Below are 16,789 nucleotides of genomic sequence, written 5' to 3' on the forward strand. Positions count from 1 at the left end.
CGCGCTGAGGAGCTCCAACCAAGTGCACTCTAGAACCTGACATTGAGCTAACTCTGGCCGTAGCCGCATTGCAGCCCGGCCTGCTGGACGACATCAGAAGCTCTGCCTAGCACACGACACATGCAGCAAAAGCTCGGGACGCAAGCGCTCGACCAGCGCCTTTTAGGAATAGTTTCAAATATAGAACTACCGTGACACACCACACGGTATTGCCCCCTAAGACAGAATCAGACTTCACCTACTGATCGAAACTCATAGAAATCAGATAATTCACACGCAGGCACTCCAATAATCAAAAAGGGGCAATAAAATGGAATATCGGACAGCTAGCGGGCTCGTTGTTGCAGCAGCCCTGTCAATCGCAGCAGGCGATGTTAAGGCAGCAAGCGAAACCGTTTTTAATGGGGTCAGATACAGGTGCACAAACACCTGCGTCGTCAATGTAGACACAGCGGGAAACTGGGCAGTCACCGACTGCTGCGGAGGACGAGTCAACACTGTCATCAACCCGACTCGGCCACCGGACTGCAATCAAAATCCGCATGCATGTGGAATGTAAAAGATCAAAATTCCAAACAAAGGAATAGTCATGACTGTGCCACCACTCTTCTTGCAACCGCAAAATTCCATAAAACTTCTTTTAGCAATTTTACTCTCCGCATCGCTAGCGAGCTGCTCGGATGACCACAAGGCCACTTCAGACTCAAAAGCCTTAGAAAAATCAGCGCATCCTGACGTCGATTCGAGTAATACAAAAGAAGAGATCGCGAGAAAAAACAGCGCTTCGCGCACAGCTAACGAGCTCTCTTCAACACAAGCTCATGGCATCCAAACAAAATCAGCGCAACACCTTCCTAGCGAATCCGGCTTCATATTCAACCAAGGAATCTCCAGCCAGGAAGCTCAGGACCTATTGCAATCAAACCGCAGCATGTCGAGCGCAATATCGAAAATCACCCAGGAAGCTGCGTCCAGCCCAGAAGCACAAGATCTGGCGGAGCACTACCGTGCATCGTTGACGCGTGCAATCGGAAAAGACGGAATTCTTGAACAGCTATCGTGCGGCCTTAGTATCTGTATTGGTATGGCGCGCACGCAAAGCGAAGATCAGCATGAGGCTTGGAACAACCGGCTCGCCGCAGACCGATCCTCCCCAATGTACAGCTACGTCGAGTCACTTGAAAACGTCGGAGGAACATATGAAAACAGATTCATATTTTCCACCGACCCATCGATAAACTCAATAAGCGGAAACTGAACGACTAGTTCAAAAAAACAATACCCAGTAGAGCAGCAGAGAAAGTAGAGGCGGAACATGAACCGAGGCAAATCCATATTTGTCCAGATACCTAGCTACAGAGACCCTCAACTTCTACCCACTCTACTGGACATGATAGAGACAGCATCATTTCCCGGCCTGTTGCACATATCAATATGCTGGCAGCACGGGACTGAGGAAGGCACTCCGGGATTAGCATCCGTTGGCCTTGAATACAGAGAGACTGAAGAGGGCGGAATCTACCCAGTCCATATCTATCATAAAAATGGCGCGACCATTGATGTGATCGACGTTCATTACTCTCACTCAAAGGGGTGTGGCTGGGCTAGACATCTGGCTCAGAGCCGATATCGCGGCGAAACCTACAATCTGCAGATCGATTCACACCACCGATTTTCAGATCAGTGGGATGTAAAGATGGGAGACCTCCTTGAGTTACTTCGACCACGCACCCCGAAGCCACTCATAACCGGACACCCTCCTGATTTCAACCCAGCCACCTACCCTCTCGACCGCCAAGAGTACACCAGCGGAATTGTCTTCGACTGCTTTTCTCCGACCGGCGTTGTCAAGCTTAGATCAATCCGCCTCCCACCCCGACCCGAAGGAAGCGCCGCATTCAGAGCTAAATTCATCGCGGGCGGGTTCATCTTCTCCGATGGTACTTTTGTCAGCGATGTAATGAGCGATCCTGATCAATTTTTCTGCACCGAAGAAATATCGCTGTCACTCAGAGCATTCACACACGGCTATGAGTTCTTCCACCCCTACGAAACCATGCTATGGCATCAGTACCATAACCTTGCTCAGAAAGTGTGGGACGACCATAGCGAAGCCCAGGTTTCCGAAGGAGCACTTGAGAAGTCTGCACGGAGCCGATCACTTGCAGCACTGCAGAAGACTCTAACCTTGCTTGAAATTTCCCTAGACCCAACCCCTAACGACCCAGGAAAATTTGGCTTGGGGTCGATCCGCACCCTACCTGAGTACGAGAGATACGTCGGACTGAGCTTCCGCAATCGCGCGGTGCAACCTGACTCCCTGACTCCACACGAGCCGGACTCATCCCTATCACTACTGGACAGAACCGATTGGGAGCTGCGGTTGATCTATTTCCGGACTGTACGTATCAGCGTCCATCTAGCGAGCGACCATCATCGACATCCGACCTCAGTACTCGTCTCATGCCACGCGGCAGACGGATCCGTACACTCCATGCGTGAGCTGTCAATTCAGGAGTTAAAGACGCTCTCAGCGGATGGACATCTACAATACGACCAAGATCTCAGACTATGGAGGCACCAACTTCCCATCAGCTATGCGATACACGCCCGTAGCAGCGAATCCGCGAGTGATCCGCATCTTTCGATATCAGCGGAAGAGATTGCCGCATGAGCGAAGCGATACTTGTCACTGGTGGCGCAGGATACATAGGGTGCCACGTAGTCCATCAGCTGCTAGACCGAAATTTTACGGTTGTCGTCCTGGATGACTTAAGCACTGGCAAAGCGAAACGAGTTGAGAATGCCCACCTCGTCATCGGCAGCATCTCAGATCACACCCTCGTCAAGAGCATCCTCTCTGAATTTGCCATTGGAACAGTTGTGCACATGGCGGCAAGAACTGACGCCACAGGCTCGAAACTAGATCCTCTTCACTACTATTCGGAAAATACAGCGGGGACTCTCAACCTTCTGTCATGCTGCAAGGATTGCGGGGTATCGAAATTCGTTTTCACGTCAACTGCCGCTGTGTATGGCTCTGCTTGTGACCAGACTCCTGTGGGCGAGCTTCATTCGGAGAGACCCGCAAATCCCTATGGGATGTCAAAGCTCATCGCCGAGCAGATCCTACTGGACATTTCATTTGCAACGGGCCTCAGGTACGTATCGCTAAGGTGCTTTAACGTAGCGGGCGCCACCATGTCGGGGCATTTTTTCAGGCCCGCGAAGGATGCTAAGAATCTAGTCATGGCGGCATGCCGGGTCGCAAATGAAAGGCAAGGTTCAGTCACCATATTCGGCACGGATTTCCGAACACCTGACGGCACAGGAATTCGCGACTACGTTCATGTCGATGACATCGCAGCAGCTCACCTGAGAGCAATCGATCACTTGAACCGTGGAGGCAGTTCATTGATCCTCAACTGCGGCTCCGAAAGAGGCTACTCTGTTCGGGAAGTGCTACATGCAGTCGAGCAAATTTCTGGCGCTAGAGTTCCAGTTCTTGAGGCAGAGCAGCGCAGCGGCGATGTGTCTGTCCTAGTATCAGACTCGTCCAGCGCTCGCAGAGAGCTATCTTGGTCGCCGCGCAACGACGGACTAGATTCCATTGTTCGAAGCGCATTGCGCTCGGAGCAAGCTTAGTTTGACCAATCCACCGTTCAGTCGACAGTCCATTTTCAACGTTCCAACCCAGCGCCCGCGTCGCCTTCCGGTTCCAGCGCCTTCACCAGCACCGCCGCCTGAGTGCGGCTGTGGCACTCCAGCTTCTTCAGGATGGCAGTCACGTGCACCTTCACCGTGTTCTCGGCCAGGCCCAGTTCGTAGGCGATCTGCTTGTTGAGCAGGCCATCGGCAAGGCACAGCAGCACGCGGAACTGCTGGGGGGTGAGCTGGGCCAGGCGCGCGGCCAGCAGCGCATCGGATTCGCTGCGCTCGGGCGCCATTGCCGGGAACCACAGGCTGCCGTCGAGCACCGCCTGCACGGCCTGGCCGATGGTTTCAGCCGGGGCGGACTTGGGGATGAAACCGGCCGCGCCAAACTGCTGGGCACGGCGGATCACCCGCGGGTGGTCGTTGGAGGAAAGGATCACCACCGGGATATCCGGATGCGAGCCACGCACGTGCAGCAGCGCGGAAAAACCGTGCGCACCGGGCATGGTCAGGTCCAGCAGCACCAGGTCCACCTCGGGCTGGGCATCGAGGGCTTCGGCCAGGGCATCGGCACTGGCCACCTCGCGCACCTGCGCCAGCGGCAGGCTCTGCCGCAGCGACTGCACCACCGCCGAACGCAGCAGCGGGTGGTCATCGGCGATCAGGATGGTGTATTCGCTCATGGGGCCATTGTACGTGCAGGCCGGCGGGTCAGCGCCCGGCCGGCTCCACGCTGCTGCGCCAGGCATCGAGGAACTGCCGCCGCTTCAGCGCATCCAGGTACACCAGCAGGCCCGGGCCGAGCTGGATCGGGCGGCGACTGCGGCCCGGCGCATCATCGCTGCGCGCGTTGCCGGTGACGATGGGCATCAGCCGTGCCTCGCGCGAAAGCACCTGCTGGCCACGCGGCGACAGCAGGTAATCGAGGAAGCGCCGCGCTTCTTCCGGGTGCGGGCCGGTACGCGGAATGACCGCCGTGCGCAGCACCACCAGGGTGTAGTCCTCCGGCTCGAGGATGGCCAGTGGCGCACCGCCGTCGATGCGCGCCTGCGCATAGGAACCCAGCACGTTGTAGACCAGCGACAGTTCGCCACTGGCGACCTTGTCCAGCAGCACGCCCGTGCGCTCCTCGCGCACAACCGCGTTGTCACCCAACGCACCCAGCAGCGCACCGGCAATACTGCCGCGCTGCGCGTCCTGGGTGGCCAGCAGGTAACCCACACTGCTGCGCTCGATATCGTAAGTGCCCACCTTGCCGCTCAACGGCGTGCCTTCGGCGCGCAGCAGGTCCAGCAGCTGGCGGCGCGTATGCGGGGCCTTGGCGGCTGGCAGGCGACGGGTGTTGTAGACCATCACCACCGGTTCGTAGCTGATGCCGAACGCCTCGCTGCGCCACTGCGCCCACGCGGGCAGCGCGGCAGTCTGCGCCGAACGATGCGGCAGCGCGTGGCCATCGTTCACCAGCTTGGTCTGCAGGTCCATGCCGCTGGAAATCAGCAGGTCCGGCGAATCCGGCCCGGCACGGTCGTGCAGGTAACGCGCGTACAGGTCCTGGGTGATGATGTCCTCGTACACCACCTCCGTACCGGGATGCAGGCGCTGGTAGTCGGCGATGACCACGGCGAACACCTCGATATCGGTGGTGCCGTGGATGCGCAGCTGCGCGGTGACAGGCCCCTGCGCAGCGAAGCGGCGTACATCTCCCGGCGCAGCCAGCACCGGCAGTGCCAGCAGCAGGGCCAGGGCAGCGGCGAACAGGCGGATCATGACGTGCTCCGGGGCAGACGGATGGTGGCAACCAGGCCACCCTGCGGGCGGTTGCTCAGGTCGATGTGGCCGCCGTGGCTGTCGACCACGCGCTTGACGATGGCCAGGCCCAGGCCCGCACCACCGGCTGGCGCGCTCTCACCACGGGCGAAGCGCTCGAACACGCGGCCTGCATCGGCTGCAGCAATACCGGCGCCGTGGTCGGCGATGGTCAGCACCGCCTGCCCGGCGTCGACGGTAAGGGCGATCTGCAGCGGGCCATCGCCACCGTATTTCAGCGCGTTGTCGACCAGGTTCTTGATCGCTTCGCGCAGCAGCAGCGCGTCGCCATGCACCTGCACCGGCTCGGCAGTCATCGCCAACTGCACGCGCGGCGCGGGCCCGGCCTGCGGCAAGGCTTCATGCAGGGCCTGGTGCACGGTTTCGGCCAGGTCCACCGCCGCGAAGCGCTGCAGGTTGGAGCGGTGGATCACACTGGCATCGCTGAGCAGCTGGTTGAGCAGGCGGCTCATGTGCGTGGCATTGCGCTCGATGGCCTGCAGGCTGCGGCGCATGTCCTGCGGGTCGTCGTCATCCAGCGCCAGCTGCGCCTGTGCGCGCAGTGCGGCCAGCGGCGTGCGCATCTGGTGCGCGGCCTCGGCCATGAACGCACGCAGCGTTTCGTTGCTGCTGGACAGGCGCTCCATGAAGCGGTTCAGCGCCGCCACCATCTGGTCCATCTCGCGCGGCACCCGGGCATCCAGCGGCTTCAGATCTGACGGCTCGCGCCGCGACAGTTCGCGCTCCACCCGTACCAGTGGCCGGAAAGCGCGGTGCACGCCGAAGGCCACCAGCGCGAGCAGCAGCAGCGACAGCACGCCGATGGCCAGCAGCGCGCGGTTGACCATGTCCTGCGCCAACGCCTCGCGTGCACGGCGGGTCTGCCCCACCTGCACCTGTACTTCGCCCTGCGCGGACGCGGCGGCGAAGCTGCGGCTGACCACCACGAAGCGCACGGTCTCGCCACTGTAGGCCGCATCGAACAGCTGCGGCTGCGTGCCCGGCCGACGCGGTGGCGTGGGCAGGTCGCCATAGCCGGTGATGAGGTTGCCGCGGCTGTCGGCCACCCGATAGAACACGCGGTCCTCCGCCGCCATCGCCAGCAGGTCCAGCGCGGCATACGGCAGGTCCACCTGCCATTGGCCATCGACCAGCGCCACAGAATCGGCGATGGACAGGGCCGAGGACACCAGCAGGTGGTCGTAGGAACGGTTGGCGGCGCGCTGGCCGTAATCGCGCGCGGCAAACAGCAGGGCCACCGCGAACACCGCCAGCAGCGTTCCCAGGTACAGCAGCAGGGTACGCCGCAACGAACCTGGCGCAGCACTGGTCGTACGCGCCTCAGCCATCGCCATCGCTGCTGCCGTCGCCGGCTTCTTCCAGCAGGTAGCCCACGCCACGCACGGTGGTGATGCGCAGCGGTGCGCCGGCCAGTTTCTTTCTCAAGCGGCCGACGTACAGCTCGATGGCGTTCGGTCCGGCCTCATCATCGAAGCCGAACAGGCCGTTGCCGATCTCATCCTTGCCGACCACCTGGCCGAGGCGGCCGACCAGGATTTCCAGCAGGCGGTATTCGCGGTTGGGCAGCTCGATCGGCTCGCCATCCACGGTCACGCGGTGTGCGGCATTGTCAAACTGGAAGCCACCCACCTGCACCACTTCGCTGGCCTGGCCGCGCGCACGGCGCAGCAGTACGCGGCAGCGTGCCTCGAATTCGCGGAAGTCGAAGGGCTTGCCCAGATAATCATCGGCGCCGACATCCAGCGCCTGCACCCGATCTTCGATGCCATCGCGCGCGGTCAGCATCAGCACCGGCGTGCTGTCGCCGCGTTCGCGCATGCCGGCCAGCACGCGCAGGCCGTCCAGCTTGGGCAGGCCGATATCCAGCACCACCAGGTCGAAATTCTGGTAGCGCAGCACGCTGGCGGCGGCCAGACCGTCGGCCTGCCAGTCCACCGCGTGCCCACTGCGGCGCATGCGGCGGATGATGGCATCGGCCAGATCCGGATTGTCTTCGACCAGCAGCAGGCGCATCGGCAGGGAGCGGGAAGGCGTGGAAAGGGAAGCGAATGCTACCGCGTGCGGCGTAGTGACGTGTGGCGGGCACTCCGCCGGGCGTGACCCGGCGAGCGCAGCGCCGGCATTTACGCTGCACCGCACAAACCGCTGACAGGACGATGACAGCTACCGCAACCCAGACTGCGGCCGCGCACCATCCGGTGCCCACGATTGCCGCGCGCCCGGCGCGCACCTGGGAGGGTTTGTGGAACTGAAGTTTGCCTGGCAGCGTCCCGCCGCCATGATGGCCCTGGCAGCGCTGGCCGCGCCGGCCTTTGCTGAAGACGACAGGCCGGTCACCGCCACCGTCGGCGGCCGACTGCACCTGGATGTCGCCACGTTCGACAACGACGACCGTGGCACCCCGAACAAGGATGACACCGAGATCCGCCGCGCCTGGCTGGACGTGTCGGGCAGGTTCTTCGTGGTCGACTACAAGACCGAAGCGGACTTTTCCGGCGATCGCGTCGAGGCCAAGGACGTCTACCTCAGCCGCAGCTTCGGCAAGGCCGGCAAGCTGACGGTCGGCCAGTTCAAGCAGTATTTCTCGCTGGATGACCGCACCAGCTCCAACTACGGCAGCTTCCTGGAGCGCGGCAACGCCGGCACCACGCTGGCGCCGCTGTACCGCCTGGGCGCGTCCTGGCAGGCCAATCCGGGTGATTTCACCTGGGCCGCCAGCCTCTACAGCCTGGAAAGCATCGATGCCTGGCAGGTGAAGGGCCGCGCCGCCGGTGGCCGCGTCACCTGGGCGCCCTCGCCCAGCGACGGCGACGTACTGCACCTGGGCCTGTCGCTGGCCCATGAGGCCTACGACAACCCCGGCAGCAACGGCACCCCGGGCCTGAAGATCCGCCCGCGCCCGGCCGGCCACCTGTCCGACGAGAGCCGCCTGACCCTGGTCGACTTCTCCGCCGGCCGCGATACCGACGTCAACAAGTGGTCGCTGGAATACGCGCAGGTGCGCGGCCCGCTGTCCTGGCAGGGCGAGTTCAGCGGCGCCACCTTCGATGATGGCGCGCAGCGCGGCGACGTGATGGCCGCCTACGGCATGCTCAGCTGGTTCGTCACCGGCGAAAGCAAGGCCTACGACCGCAAGACCGGTCGCTTCGCGCGGGTCAAGAACATCCGCCACAAGGCCGGTGCCTTCGAAGTGGCGCTGCGCTACGACCAGATGTGGGGCGCGCAGCACCTCGATGGCGCGCCGGACCTGCGCCGCGGCAGCACCGCCGCCTGGACGCTGGGCGGCAACTGGTACCTGCGCGACAACCTGCGCTTCATGCTCGATGTCATCGAAAGCCGCAACCGCGACCGTCTGGCCGGGGTGACGCTGGACCGCACGCGCGCGGTCACCGGCCGCCTGCAGTTCGACTTCTGATCGCCCTCCCCTTCCCCACGTCCTGTCTTCATTAGGAGTCCGCAGATGATGCTGAGCATCCTCGGCTTTGGCATGGTCATTACGTTCATGTACTTGATCATGAGCAAACGACTGTCGCCGCTGGTCGCCCTGATCACCATCCCGATCATCTTCGCCCTGCTGGGCGGCTTTGGCGCCAACATCGATGAAATGATGCTGGAAGGCATCAAGAAGATCGCGCCGACCGGCGTGATGCTGATGTTCGCCATCCTCTACTTCGGCGTGATGATCGATGCGGGCCTGTTCGACCCGCTGGTGCGGGTGATCCTGCGCTTCGTCAAGGGCGACCCGATGAAGATCGTGCTCGGCACCGCCGTGCTGGCGATGCTGATCTCGCTCGACGGCGATGGCTCGACCACCTACATGATCACCGTCTCGGCGATGCTGCCGCTGTACCAGCGCCTGGGCATGAACGCGCTGAACATGACCTGCGTGACCATCCTCGCCGGCGGCGTGATGAACCTGACCCCGTGGGGCGGCCCGACCGCACGCGCGGCCACCGCGCTGCACGTGGACCCGGCCGATGTGTTCGTGCCGCTGATCCCGTCGATGGTGATCGCCTGTGCCGGCGTGCTGCTGCTGGCCTGGTACCTGGGCATGAAGGAACGCCGCCGCCTGGGTGTGGTCACCCTGCCGCAGGGTGGCAGCTGGATGGACAACAGCGTGTCCGATGACAACAACGCGCTGCCGTCGGTGGAAGACGCCGAGGACATCAAGCGGCCGAAGCTGCTGTGGGTGAACCTGGTGCTGACCCTGGCCCTGATGGGCGCGCTCATTGCCGGCGTGCTGCCGATGCCGGTGCTGTTCATGGTCGGCTTCGCCATCGCTCTGGTCATCAACTACCCGAACCTGGCCGAACAGCGCCGCCGCGTGGTCAACCACGCCGGCAACGTGCTGTCGGTGGTCGCGTTGATCTTCGCCGCGGGCATCTTCACCGGCATCCTCAACAACACCGGCATGGTCGAGGCGATGTCGCACAGCTTCCTTGCGATCATCCCGGAATCGTGGGGCCCGTACCTGGCCGTCATCACCGCCATCGCGTCGATGCCGTTCACCTTCTTCATGTCCAACGACGCCTTCTACTTCGGCGTGCTGCCGATCCTGTCCGAGGCCGCCGGCAACTACGGCATCACCCCGGTGGAAATGGCCCGCGCGTCGCTGGCAGGGCAGCCGGTGCACCTGCTCAGTCCGCTGGTGCCGTCCACCTATCTGCTGGTGGGCCTGGCCAAGGTCGAATTCGCCGACCACCAGAAGTTCACCCTGAAGTGGGCGATCGCCATCTCGCTGCTGCTGATGGTCGGCGGCCTGCTGTTCGGCCTGTATCCCTTCTTTGCTGCATGACCTGCCTCCCAAGGAGCGTTCTGCCATGACCCTTCGTATTGCGTACGTCACCAGCGGCATGGGCAGTGTCGGCACTGCCATCTGCCAGAGCCTGGCCCGTTCCGGGCACACCGTGGTCGCCGGCTGCGCACCGAACTCGCCGCGCAAGGCCAACTGGCTGCGCGAACAGCGCGAACAGGGCTTCGATTTCATCGCCTCCGAAGGCAACGCCACCGACTGGGCCTCTACCAGTGCGGCCTTCGCCAAGGTGCGGGCCGAGGTGGGCGAGGTGGACGTGCTGGTCAACAACTCCGGTGGCAGCCGCGACCTGCTGTTCCGGCAGATGACCGTGGAGGACTGGAATGCGGTGATCGCTTCCAACCTCAATGCGCTGTTCAACCTGACCAAGCAGGTGGTCGACGGCATGGCCACGCGTGGCTGGGGCCGCATCGTCAACATCGGCTCGGTCAGCGCGCACAAGGGCCAGATCGGCCAGGTGAACTACGCGACGGCGAAGGCGGCGATGCACGGTTTCAGCCGTGCGCTGGCCGCCGAAGTGGCCTCGCGCGGGGTCACCGTGAACACCTTGTCGCCCGGCTACATCGCCAGCCAGGCGATCAGCAGCTTCCCGCCGGACGTGCTGGACCGGCTGGCCGCCTCGGTACCGGTGCGCCGCCTGGGCCGGCCGGAAGAAGTGGCCGGCCTGGTGGCCTGGCTGGCTTCGGATGAAGCCTCGTACGTGACCGGTGCCGATTACCCGGTCAATGGTGGGTTGTACATGGGCTGAGTCCCATTGGGGTCAGAGCCCTTTCGCGGCGCGAAAGGGATCCGACCCGTGGCATCCTCCGCTCGGGGTCAGATCCCTTTCGCCTGCGAAAGGGCTCTGACCCCTGCTTGATGCGTGGATGCTTGATCCTCTACCCGCGGGCGTTCGCGAGCGCCTCGGCAATGTCTTCCGGCAGGCCGGTGATGAAATCCACCTCGTCCGACTCGTCCACGATCTGCCCCGGGCGCGGCTGCCACATCGGGTCAGGAATCGCACGCCGCACTTCCCGACCCGGCCAACACGCCGGGAAACGCGGCCGGTTCCGTGCCATATCGAAACCCAGCCCGTGATCCGCATAGCCGCCATCAGCCAGGCGCTGCTCGATGCGTCTCAGCACGGCTGCCGTGTAGCGGTGCGACTCCGGCACATCCTCGATCGTCGCGAAGGGGACGTACCACGACGCGCCCAGGTTCCAGAAGAGCGCCAATGCGCTGGATGCCGCCAATGCCGGCTGGTCCAGCAACCACTGCAGCGCGTCTGACAGCGCACTGGTGTCAGCGAACAGCGCCAGTTGATGGCATTGCTGCGGCGAGGCCTGGCGCAGGAAGGTCTCCAGTACCGGCCAGCCCGGATCCGCGGCCGTCGCCAGCGGCGACAGCGTCGGCGGCATCACCTCGGCCCAGATGTCGATGTCGCCGGCGACGGCATCGCCGAGCGCCGGCCCACGATCAGGCTGCACCGCCGCGGCCATGTCGTGCAGCTGTGCTGCGAGCGCCAGCGGCAGGCCATCATCGAAGGCCGTGTCGACGGCCTCTGCAAAGGGATCGCAGGCCCGCTCGCCTGCCACCGCAGCCAGCATGGCGTCCGGGAAGGCGCGGCGCACGACCAGGCCGGGATAATCCCCCATCGAAGGGCCCGGCCAATTGCCCGGGTCGAAGGCGAGCGCACGACCGGCATAGAAGCCTTCGATGTAGCGTTGCTCGATGCGGCGGACGATCGCATGGGCGTCGCGCTCATGTGCGGGCACGTCGCCATCAGCGGCGTACTGGCTGAACCAGGCTGCGCCGAGCGACCAGTACATCATCAGCGCCGTCGCACGATCCAGCTCGCTGCGCTCCGCCAGCCAGGCCAGCAGCTCGGGGCGGTCGTCGTAGTTGCGGCGCGCGACGTAGATATGGCGCTGCTCGGGAGATGCCCGCAGCAGGTAGTCCTGCAGCAGCGCGCGGGAGGCGCGGTCGTATTCGTCGGGGGTCAAGGGAGGCTTCCATCGCGGGGGAACCACTGCAGTTTAGTGGTCCCTTGCTGACGGGGTCAGAGCCTTTCGCGAAGCGAAAGGGCTCTGACCCCTGGCTGACCCCTGCCGATCAGAAGTCCGCCGCCACCGTCATGAACACCTGGCGCGGTGCGCTGGCATGGATGGCGTAGCGCGTACCGTTAGGATCGGTCGGTGCGAACGAACTCAACTGGCCCGCATAGCGCTTGTTGGTCAGGTTGGTTGCATTCAACGACACGCGGATGTTGCGCAGGCCCATGCCCGGGCCGAAGTCATAACCGGCACCCGCATCGAAGGTGGTCACGCCCGGCACCGACTGGTCGTTGGTGTAGGTGTAATAGCGCTTGCCGGTGTACTTGGCGCGCAGGCTGGCGAAGAAGCCATCGCGGTTCCAGCTGATTTCACTGGAGGCCATGCGCTGCGGCGTGTCCACGGTGATCTTGCCGGCTACCGGCACGATCTCGCCACCGGAGGTGTAGTTATCCTCGTAGGTGGTCTTGTTCCAGGACAGCGCGTTGTACCACTGCAGCCCGTCGATCGGCTTGAGGATGAAGGTCAGCTCGGCACCGTGGCTCTTCACCGAACCGACGTTGATGAAGCGGGTGACGCACTCCGGGCGCGTGCCGACTTCGATGCTCGAACACGGGTTGAGCGACAGCAGGCGGTTGTCGAACGTCACGTTGTACGCGGCGATGGACGCCTGGTACTTCTCACCGAAGGTGCGGAAGCCGGCTTCCAGGCTCTTCGACTTTTCCGGTTCCAGCCCGGCGCTTGCCGCGAACGATTCCGGCGAGACCTGCAGCGGGCCACCGCTGCCACCACCGACGAAGGCCGCGATGTTCTCGGCATACGAAGCGAACAGCTCGTTGTTGGCATTGAGCTTGAAGCCCACGCCGACCTGCGGCAGTACCGATTCCTTGGCGGTCAGCGTGCCCGAAGCGATGCTGGTTTCCACGCCGCCCTTGGCAGTGGCGCGCATGCGCGTGTTCGGGCTCTTCAGGCCCACGTCCACGGTCAGGCGCTGGTCGAGGAAGCGCATGCGGTCCTGCACGTAGAACTGCTGCGTGCGGATGTCGAAGTCCTGGTTGAACAGCAGGCGGTCCGGGTTCTTCAGGTACAGATCATCCAGGAACGGGCCGCTGATGTAATAGAAATTGCGCGACACGTTGTGGTCGTTCTGTTCGTACCACAGGCCGGCTTCCAGCTCGTGGATGCCCACCTGCCACGACAATGCAGCGGTCAGGCCATCACGATTGATGGTGTAGTTGGTGCTGCGGATGGAGATCGGCAGCATCTGGTCGGTGCCCGGATAGGACGGCTGGCCCGGCGCCCACCAGTGGCCCTGGCCACGGTTGTCGTGGTGGTAGGCCACCAGCTTCAGGCGGCCCTGCTCGCCCAGGCGCAGGTCGGCGTCGACCGAGTACAGGTTGTCATCGCGCAGCGCGCGGCTCTGGTAGTACGCATCGTCGATGCTGTTGACGCCGCCACTGAACTGGCACTTGGCCGGATCGCGCGTGCCCGGCGCGCAGTAGGCGGCGGCGACGGCGCGGTCCCAGTCCGGTGCGTAGATGTTCCAGTCCCACCCCAGGCCGCGGTCCAGCATGTCCTTGGACAGATACGCGTAGTTGGCCTGGCTGGCGCGCGAGGTGGCAACGAAGGCACCGAAGCGATGGTCGCCGACGTTCCAGACGGCCTTGGCGTTGAACTGGCGGGTGGTCTGGTTCTGGTACGGCGCGGCCCACATGTCCTGGTCCTGGTGCACGCCGGAGACATAGGCCGAGAAACCATTGATGTCGCCGGTATCCACGCGCAGGTAGCCGCGGCGCTGGTTGTTGTCACCGACGGTGACGCTGGCACGGCCGCCGAATTCGGTGGACGGGTCCATCGAGAAGTACTGGATGGTGCCACCGAGGTTGCTGGTGGAGGCCACGCCCAGCGAGCCGATGCCCTGCGACAGTTCGGCGCCGGCGAGGTTCTCGGCGATCAGCGCGCGGGCGATGCTCAGGCCGTTGTAGTTGCCGTAGCTGTTGTCGCCCAGCGGAATGCCATCGAGCGTGTAGCCCAGGCGGCTCTTGTCGAAACCGCGCAGGCTGATGGTCTGCGATTCTTCGTTCGCGCCGAAGGCATCGTTGGACTGTACCGACACGCCGGGCAGGCGGTCGAGGATCTTCTGGCCGCTGGTGCCCGGCGGCAATACCTGTTTGTCCACGGCGGTGATGCGCTGCACCTGGCGGGTTTCGCCCTGGCCGATGACGGACACGGTGTCGAGCGTCTGTGCGCTGAGCGCGGCGTCGGCGGTGGCATCGGTGGTTTCAGCGGCATGGGCGCTGGCGGCGGAAAGCGCGATCGCGACGGCGATCGTGAGGTGTCGGGTCTGCATGTGGATCCATTGCATGGGGGGAGTCCGCCGCGACTCGGCACGGCACGGCGCGAGGCCACTATGCGAATGGAAGATGAAATGTTTTTTACGAAGTGGCGCGGGTGTTGCGGGCAGTGACGCGCGTCTCGTTCGTGGGGTTTGTCGGCAGGGCTGCGCCCTGAACCCGCTCGATGCAACGCCAACGTCAACGTCAACTTCAAGAGCGGGCATTCCGTGGGTAGGCGGGGCACTGTGGGTTTGCGGGGACGCCGTAAACCCGTCCATGGGGGCTTGGTCGCCGCATCCATGCGGCTCACACCCCGCAACCCCACAGTGCCCCGCCTTCGACAGTTTCCTGCGAGCTGTTGGAACCTGCTGCGGGTGGTGGTGCCGACCGTTGGTCGGCACGGGGTCGGATCCCGTTGCTTCGCAACGGGCTCTGACCCCGGTTCTGTTTTTGATTTTTGCGATTGTTTTCGGTGGGGTTTCCACCGCGCCCGCAGGAAACTGTCTGGAGGAGGCGGGTCACCCTGGACAGGACCGTTGGCGCCATGGATGGCGCCATCGAGCACCATGGAGGGGATTTTGCGTGTCCTGGCCAGGGTGACCCGCCTCCTCCCCTCCGATATCAGGAAGGCGCGTAAACCACACCAACGCCTTTCACTCCGGCGCCAGCTGGTCCATCCGGATGCGGTTGGCGAACAGCGAGAACGCCAGCATGCCCGCCAGGCCATTGGCGCGGCTGACCCAGTGCGGCAGCCAGCGCGGGGGCTTCAATACGCCGCTCTCGAACAACGGTGCGAAGGCGATCGCATCGGTCAGGCTCATCTTGCCGGCGAACAACCAGCGGCAGACCTGCAGGCGGTCCTCGGCCAGCATGTGGCGGAAGAAGGTGTGCACCGACACCAGCCCGCGCAGGTACACCGTGTCCTTGGTGAAGGCCAGGCCGCCGCTCGGTGGCACGCCGCGGAACACGCGCTGCGCCGAGGCGAAGCTTTCCTCCGGGTTCTGCCCGGCATCGCAGAAGTAACGGTACACCTCGATGAAATCCGCACCCTCGCGTGCCATCGCGATGGCTTCGGTGCGCAGGCTGATGCGCTTCAGCCGCTCGATGTCGATGCTGCCGGTGATCTGCTCGGCAAACGTGGCCAGGCCTTCCTGGGTGGCGGTCACCCGTGGCGAGGACAGCGCCAGGCTGGGCAGCACCGGTTGTTCGCGGCCGTTCAAGGCGGTCAGCGAATGCACCAGCGCTTCGTGGTGGAACAACTGCGCGCGGTCGTAGGCACTGAAACGCGCGCTGGTGCGCAGGCGGATGCGGGTCGGGCCGGCGGCGGCCTTGGACACCAGCTCCGGGTCCAGCTGCACCTGGATGATGCGCGATTCGAAGAAACCGTCCAGATCATTCTGCAGCTGCAGCTGCAGGGCGATGGCCGAGACCGGCACCTGTTCTTCCGGGGCCAGCAGTTCGCTGTCGAGCTCGCTGGCAATCTGGATGAAGTGGCGGGCCGCTTCGCGCGTGCTCGGGCCGTTGCCGGGTAATGGCTGCTCCGGCGCACCGAACAACTGCACGGAACAGCGATCGACAGCCGCGGTGCCCAGGCCTTCCAGCAACTGCGCGGCCAGGTCCCAGCTCTGCGCGGACTGCTGCACGTAATGGCCCAGCGGATGGCTGGGATCGCACTCGGCGGCGATGGCGGCCAGCGCGCGGCGTTCCTCGCTGAAGTCCAGTTTCGGATAATCCACCTTCGGCAGCACCGGCTGCCCGCGGGCCACGCTGTCCAGGAACGGTGCCTGCACCGTTGCCGGCCAACTGGTCAGCCCCAGCAGGCGGATGCCGCCCACGGCCTCGACCAGTCGCGCGTCGAGCGCCGCATGGTGGGCCACGTCATGGTCCAGCGTCGCGGTCGTTTCCATGGGCGGACTATAGCGCCCTGCCCCGCGTTTGGTCGTTTCAAGCGGAACCCGGTAGTTGCCAACCTTGGTTGGCAGCCGCCGCAGGCGGGCATCGGGCACACCCGTGCCAACCAAGGTTGGCACCTACCAGAGCAGAGGCGCGCATCGCGGTGGTTGCCAACCTTGGTTGGCAGCCGCCACAGGCGGGCTTCGGGCACACCCGTGCCAACCAAGGTTGGCACC

13 protein-coding genes are annotated in these 16,789 nt (G+C 63.7%); 6 read left to right on the forward strand and 7 right to left on the reverse strand.

Annotated elements, in window-relative coordinates:
- The first annotated feature begins 589 nt into the window (after positions 1 to 589).
- The 3 genes from VER16_RS18460 to galE are packed head-to-tail and all read left to right on the forward strand — an operon-like array spanning position 590 to position 3,645.
- The gene (locus VER16_RS18460) at positions 590 to 1,258 is read left to right on the forward strand and encodes a hypothetical protein (RefSeq protein WP_324810582.1); all 669 of its coding nucleotides are present in this window, start codon (positions 590 to 592) and stop codon (positions 1,256 to 1,258) included.
- A 57-nt stretch (positions 1,259 to 1,315) separates the two neighbouring features.
- Positions 1,316 to 2,674: a GlcNAc-transferase family protein gene (locus VER16_RS18465; protein WP_324810585.1), complete on the forward strand. Its 1,359-nt coding sequence runs from the start codon at positions 1,316 to 1,318 to the stop codon at positions 2,672 to 2,674.
- Positions 2,671 to 3,645, forward strand: coding sequence for a UDP-glucose 4-epimerase GalE (gene galE, locus VER16_RS18470; RefSeq protein WP_324810587.1), 975 nt, complete (start codon positions 2,671 to 2,673; stop codon positions 3,643 to 3,645). The genes VER16_RS18465 and galE overlap by 4 nt, the downstream gene beginning before the upstream one ends.
- Before the next feature lie 35 nt (positions 3,646 to 3,680).
- Here the strand turns inward: galE and VER16_RS18475 are convergent, their stop codons facing one another.
- From VER16_RS18475 to VER16_RS18490, 4 genes are read right to left on the reverse strand one after another with little or no spacing between them, the layout of a single operon-like run.
- A complete protein-coding gene (locus tag VER16_RS18475) occupies positions 3,681 to 4,337 on the reverse strand; it encodes a response regulator (RefSeq protein ID WP_150453208.1) in 657 nt (218 codons plus the stop codon).
- Positions 4,338 to 4,365: 28 nt separating this feature from the next.
- Complete coding sequence (locus VER16_RS18480; RefSeq protein ID WP_324810592.1) at positions 4,366 to 5,421, reverse strand: ABC transporter substrate-binding protein; 1,056 nt, start codon at positions 5,419 to 5,421, stop codon at positions 4,366 to 4,368.
- Positions 5,418 to 6,809, reverse strand: a complete 1,392-nt coding sequence (locus VER16_RS18485) for a sensor histidine kinase (RefSeq protein ID WP_324810595.1) — start codon at positions 6,807 to 6,809, stop codon at positions 5,418 to 5,420. The genes VER16_RS18480 and VER16_RS18485 overlap by 4 nt, the downstream gene beginning before the upstream one ends.
- Positions 6,802 to 7,494, reverse strand: a complete 693-nt coding sequence (locus VER16_RS18490) for a response regulator transcription factor (RefSeq protein WP_324810597.1) — start codon at positions 7,492 to 7,494, stop codon at positions 6,802 to 6,804. Before VER16_RS18490 ends, VER16_RS18485 begins: the two co-directional genes overlap by 8 nt.
- Before the next feature lie 265 nt (positions 7,495 to 7,759).
- On the opposite strand from VER16_RS18490, the gene VER16_RS18495 reads away from it, so the two are divergent.
- The 3 genes from VER16_RS18495 to phbB are packed head-to-tail and all read left to right on the forward strand — an operon-like array spanning position 7,760 to position 11,042.
- Positions 7,760 to 8,896, forward strand: a complete 1,137-nt coding sequence (locus VER16_RS18495) for an OprO/OprP family phosphate-selective porin (protein WP_324810628.1) — start codon at positions 7,760 to 7,762, stop codon at positions 8,894 to 8,896.
- Positions 8,897 to 8,944: 48 nt separating this feature from the next.
- Entirely contained in the window at positions 8,945 to 10,276 is a 1,332-nt protein-coding gene (locus tag VER16_RS18500) for a CitMHS family transporter (RefSeq protein WP_324810630.1), read from the forward strand.
- Positions 10,277 to 10,301: 25 nt separating this feature from the next.
- Positions 10,302 to 11,042 (forward strand): acetoacetyl-CoA reductase, encoded by a 741-nt coding sequence (phbB, locus tag VER16_RS18505; RefSeq protein WP_079223230.1) that lies wholly within the window; start codon positions 10,302 to 10,304, stop codon positions 11,040 to 11,042.
- A gap of 130 nt (positions 11,043 to 11,172) precedes the next feature.
- On the opposite strand, the gene VER16_RS18510 is transcribed toward phbB, so the two are convergent.
- The 3 genes from VER16_RS18510 to VER16_RS18520 form a co-directional block, all read right to left on the reverse strand.
- Positions 11,173 to 12,276, reverse strand: coding sequence for a DUF4274 domain-containing protein (locus VER16_RS18510; protein WP_324810601.1), 1,104 nt, complete (start codon positions 12,274 to 12,276; stop codon positions 11,173 to 11,175).
- Between the two features lie 109 nt (positions 12,277 to 12,385).
- Positions 12,386 to 14,674: a TonB-dependent receptor gene (locus VER16_RS18515; protein WP_200751368.1), complete on the reverse strand. Its 2,289-nt coding sequence runs from the start codon at positions 14,672 to 14,674 to the stop codon at positions 12,386 to 12,388.
- 639 nt (positions 14,675 to 15,313) lie between these two features.
- Positions 15,314 to 16,567, reverse strand: coding sequence for a flavohemoglobin expression-modulating QEGLA motif protein (locus tag VER16_RS18520; protein WP_108769959.1), 1,254 nt, complete (start codon positions 16,565 to 16,567; stop codon positions 15,314 to 15,316).
- Positions 16,568 to 16,789 lie beyond the last annotated feature (222 nt).

The sequence above is a fragment of the Stenotrophomonas sp. genome, from assembly GCF_035634915.1.
Classification (GTDB): Bacteria; Pseudomonadota; Gammaproteobacteria; order Xanthomonadales; family Xanthomonadaceae; genus Stenotrophomonas.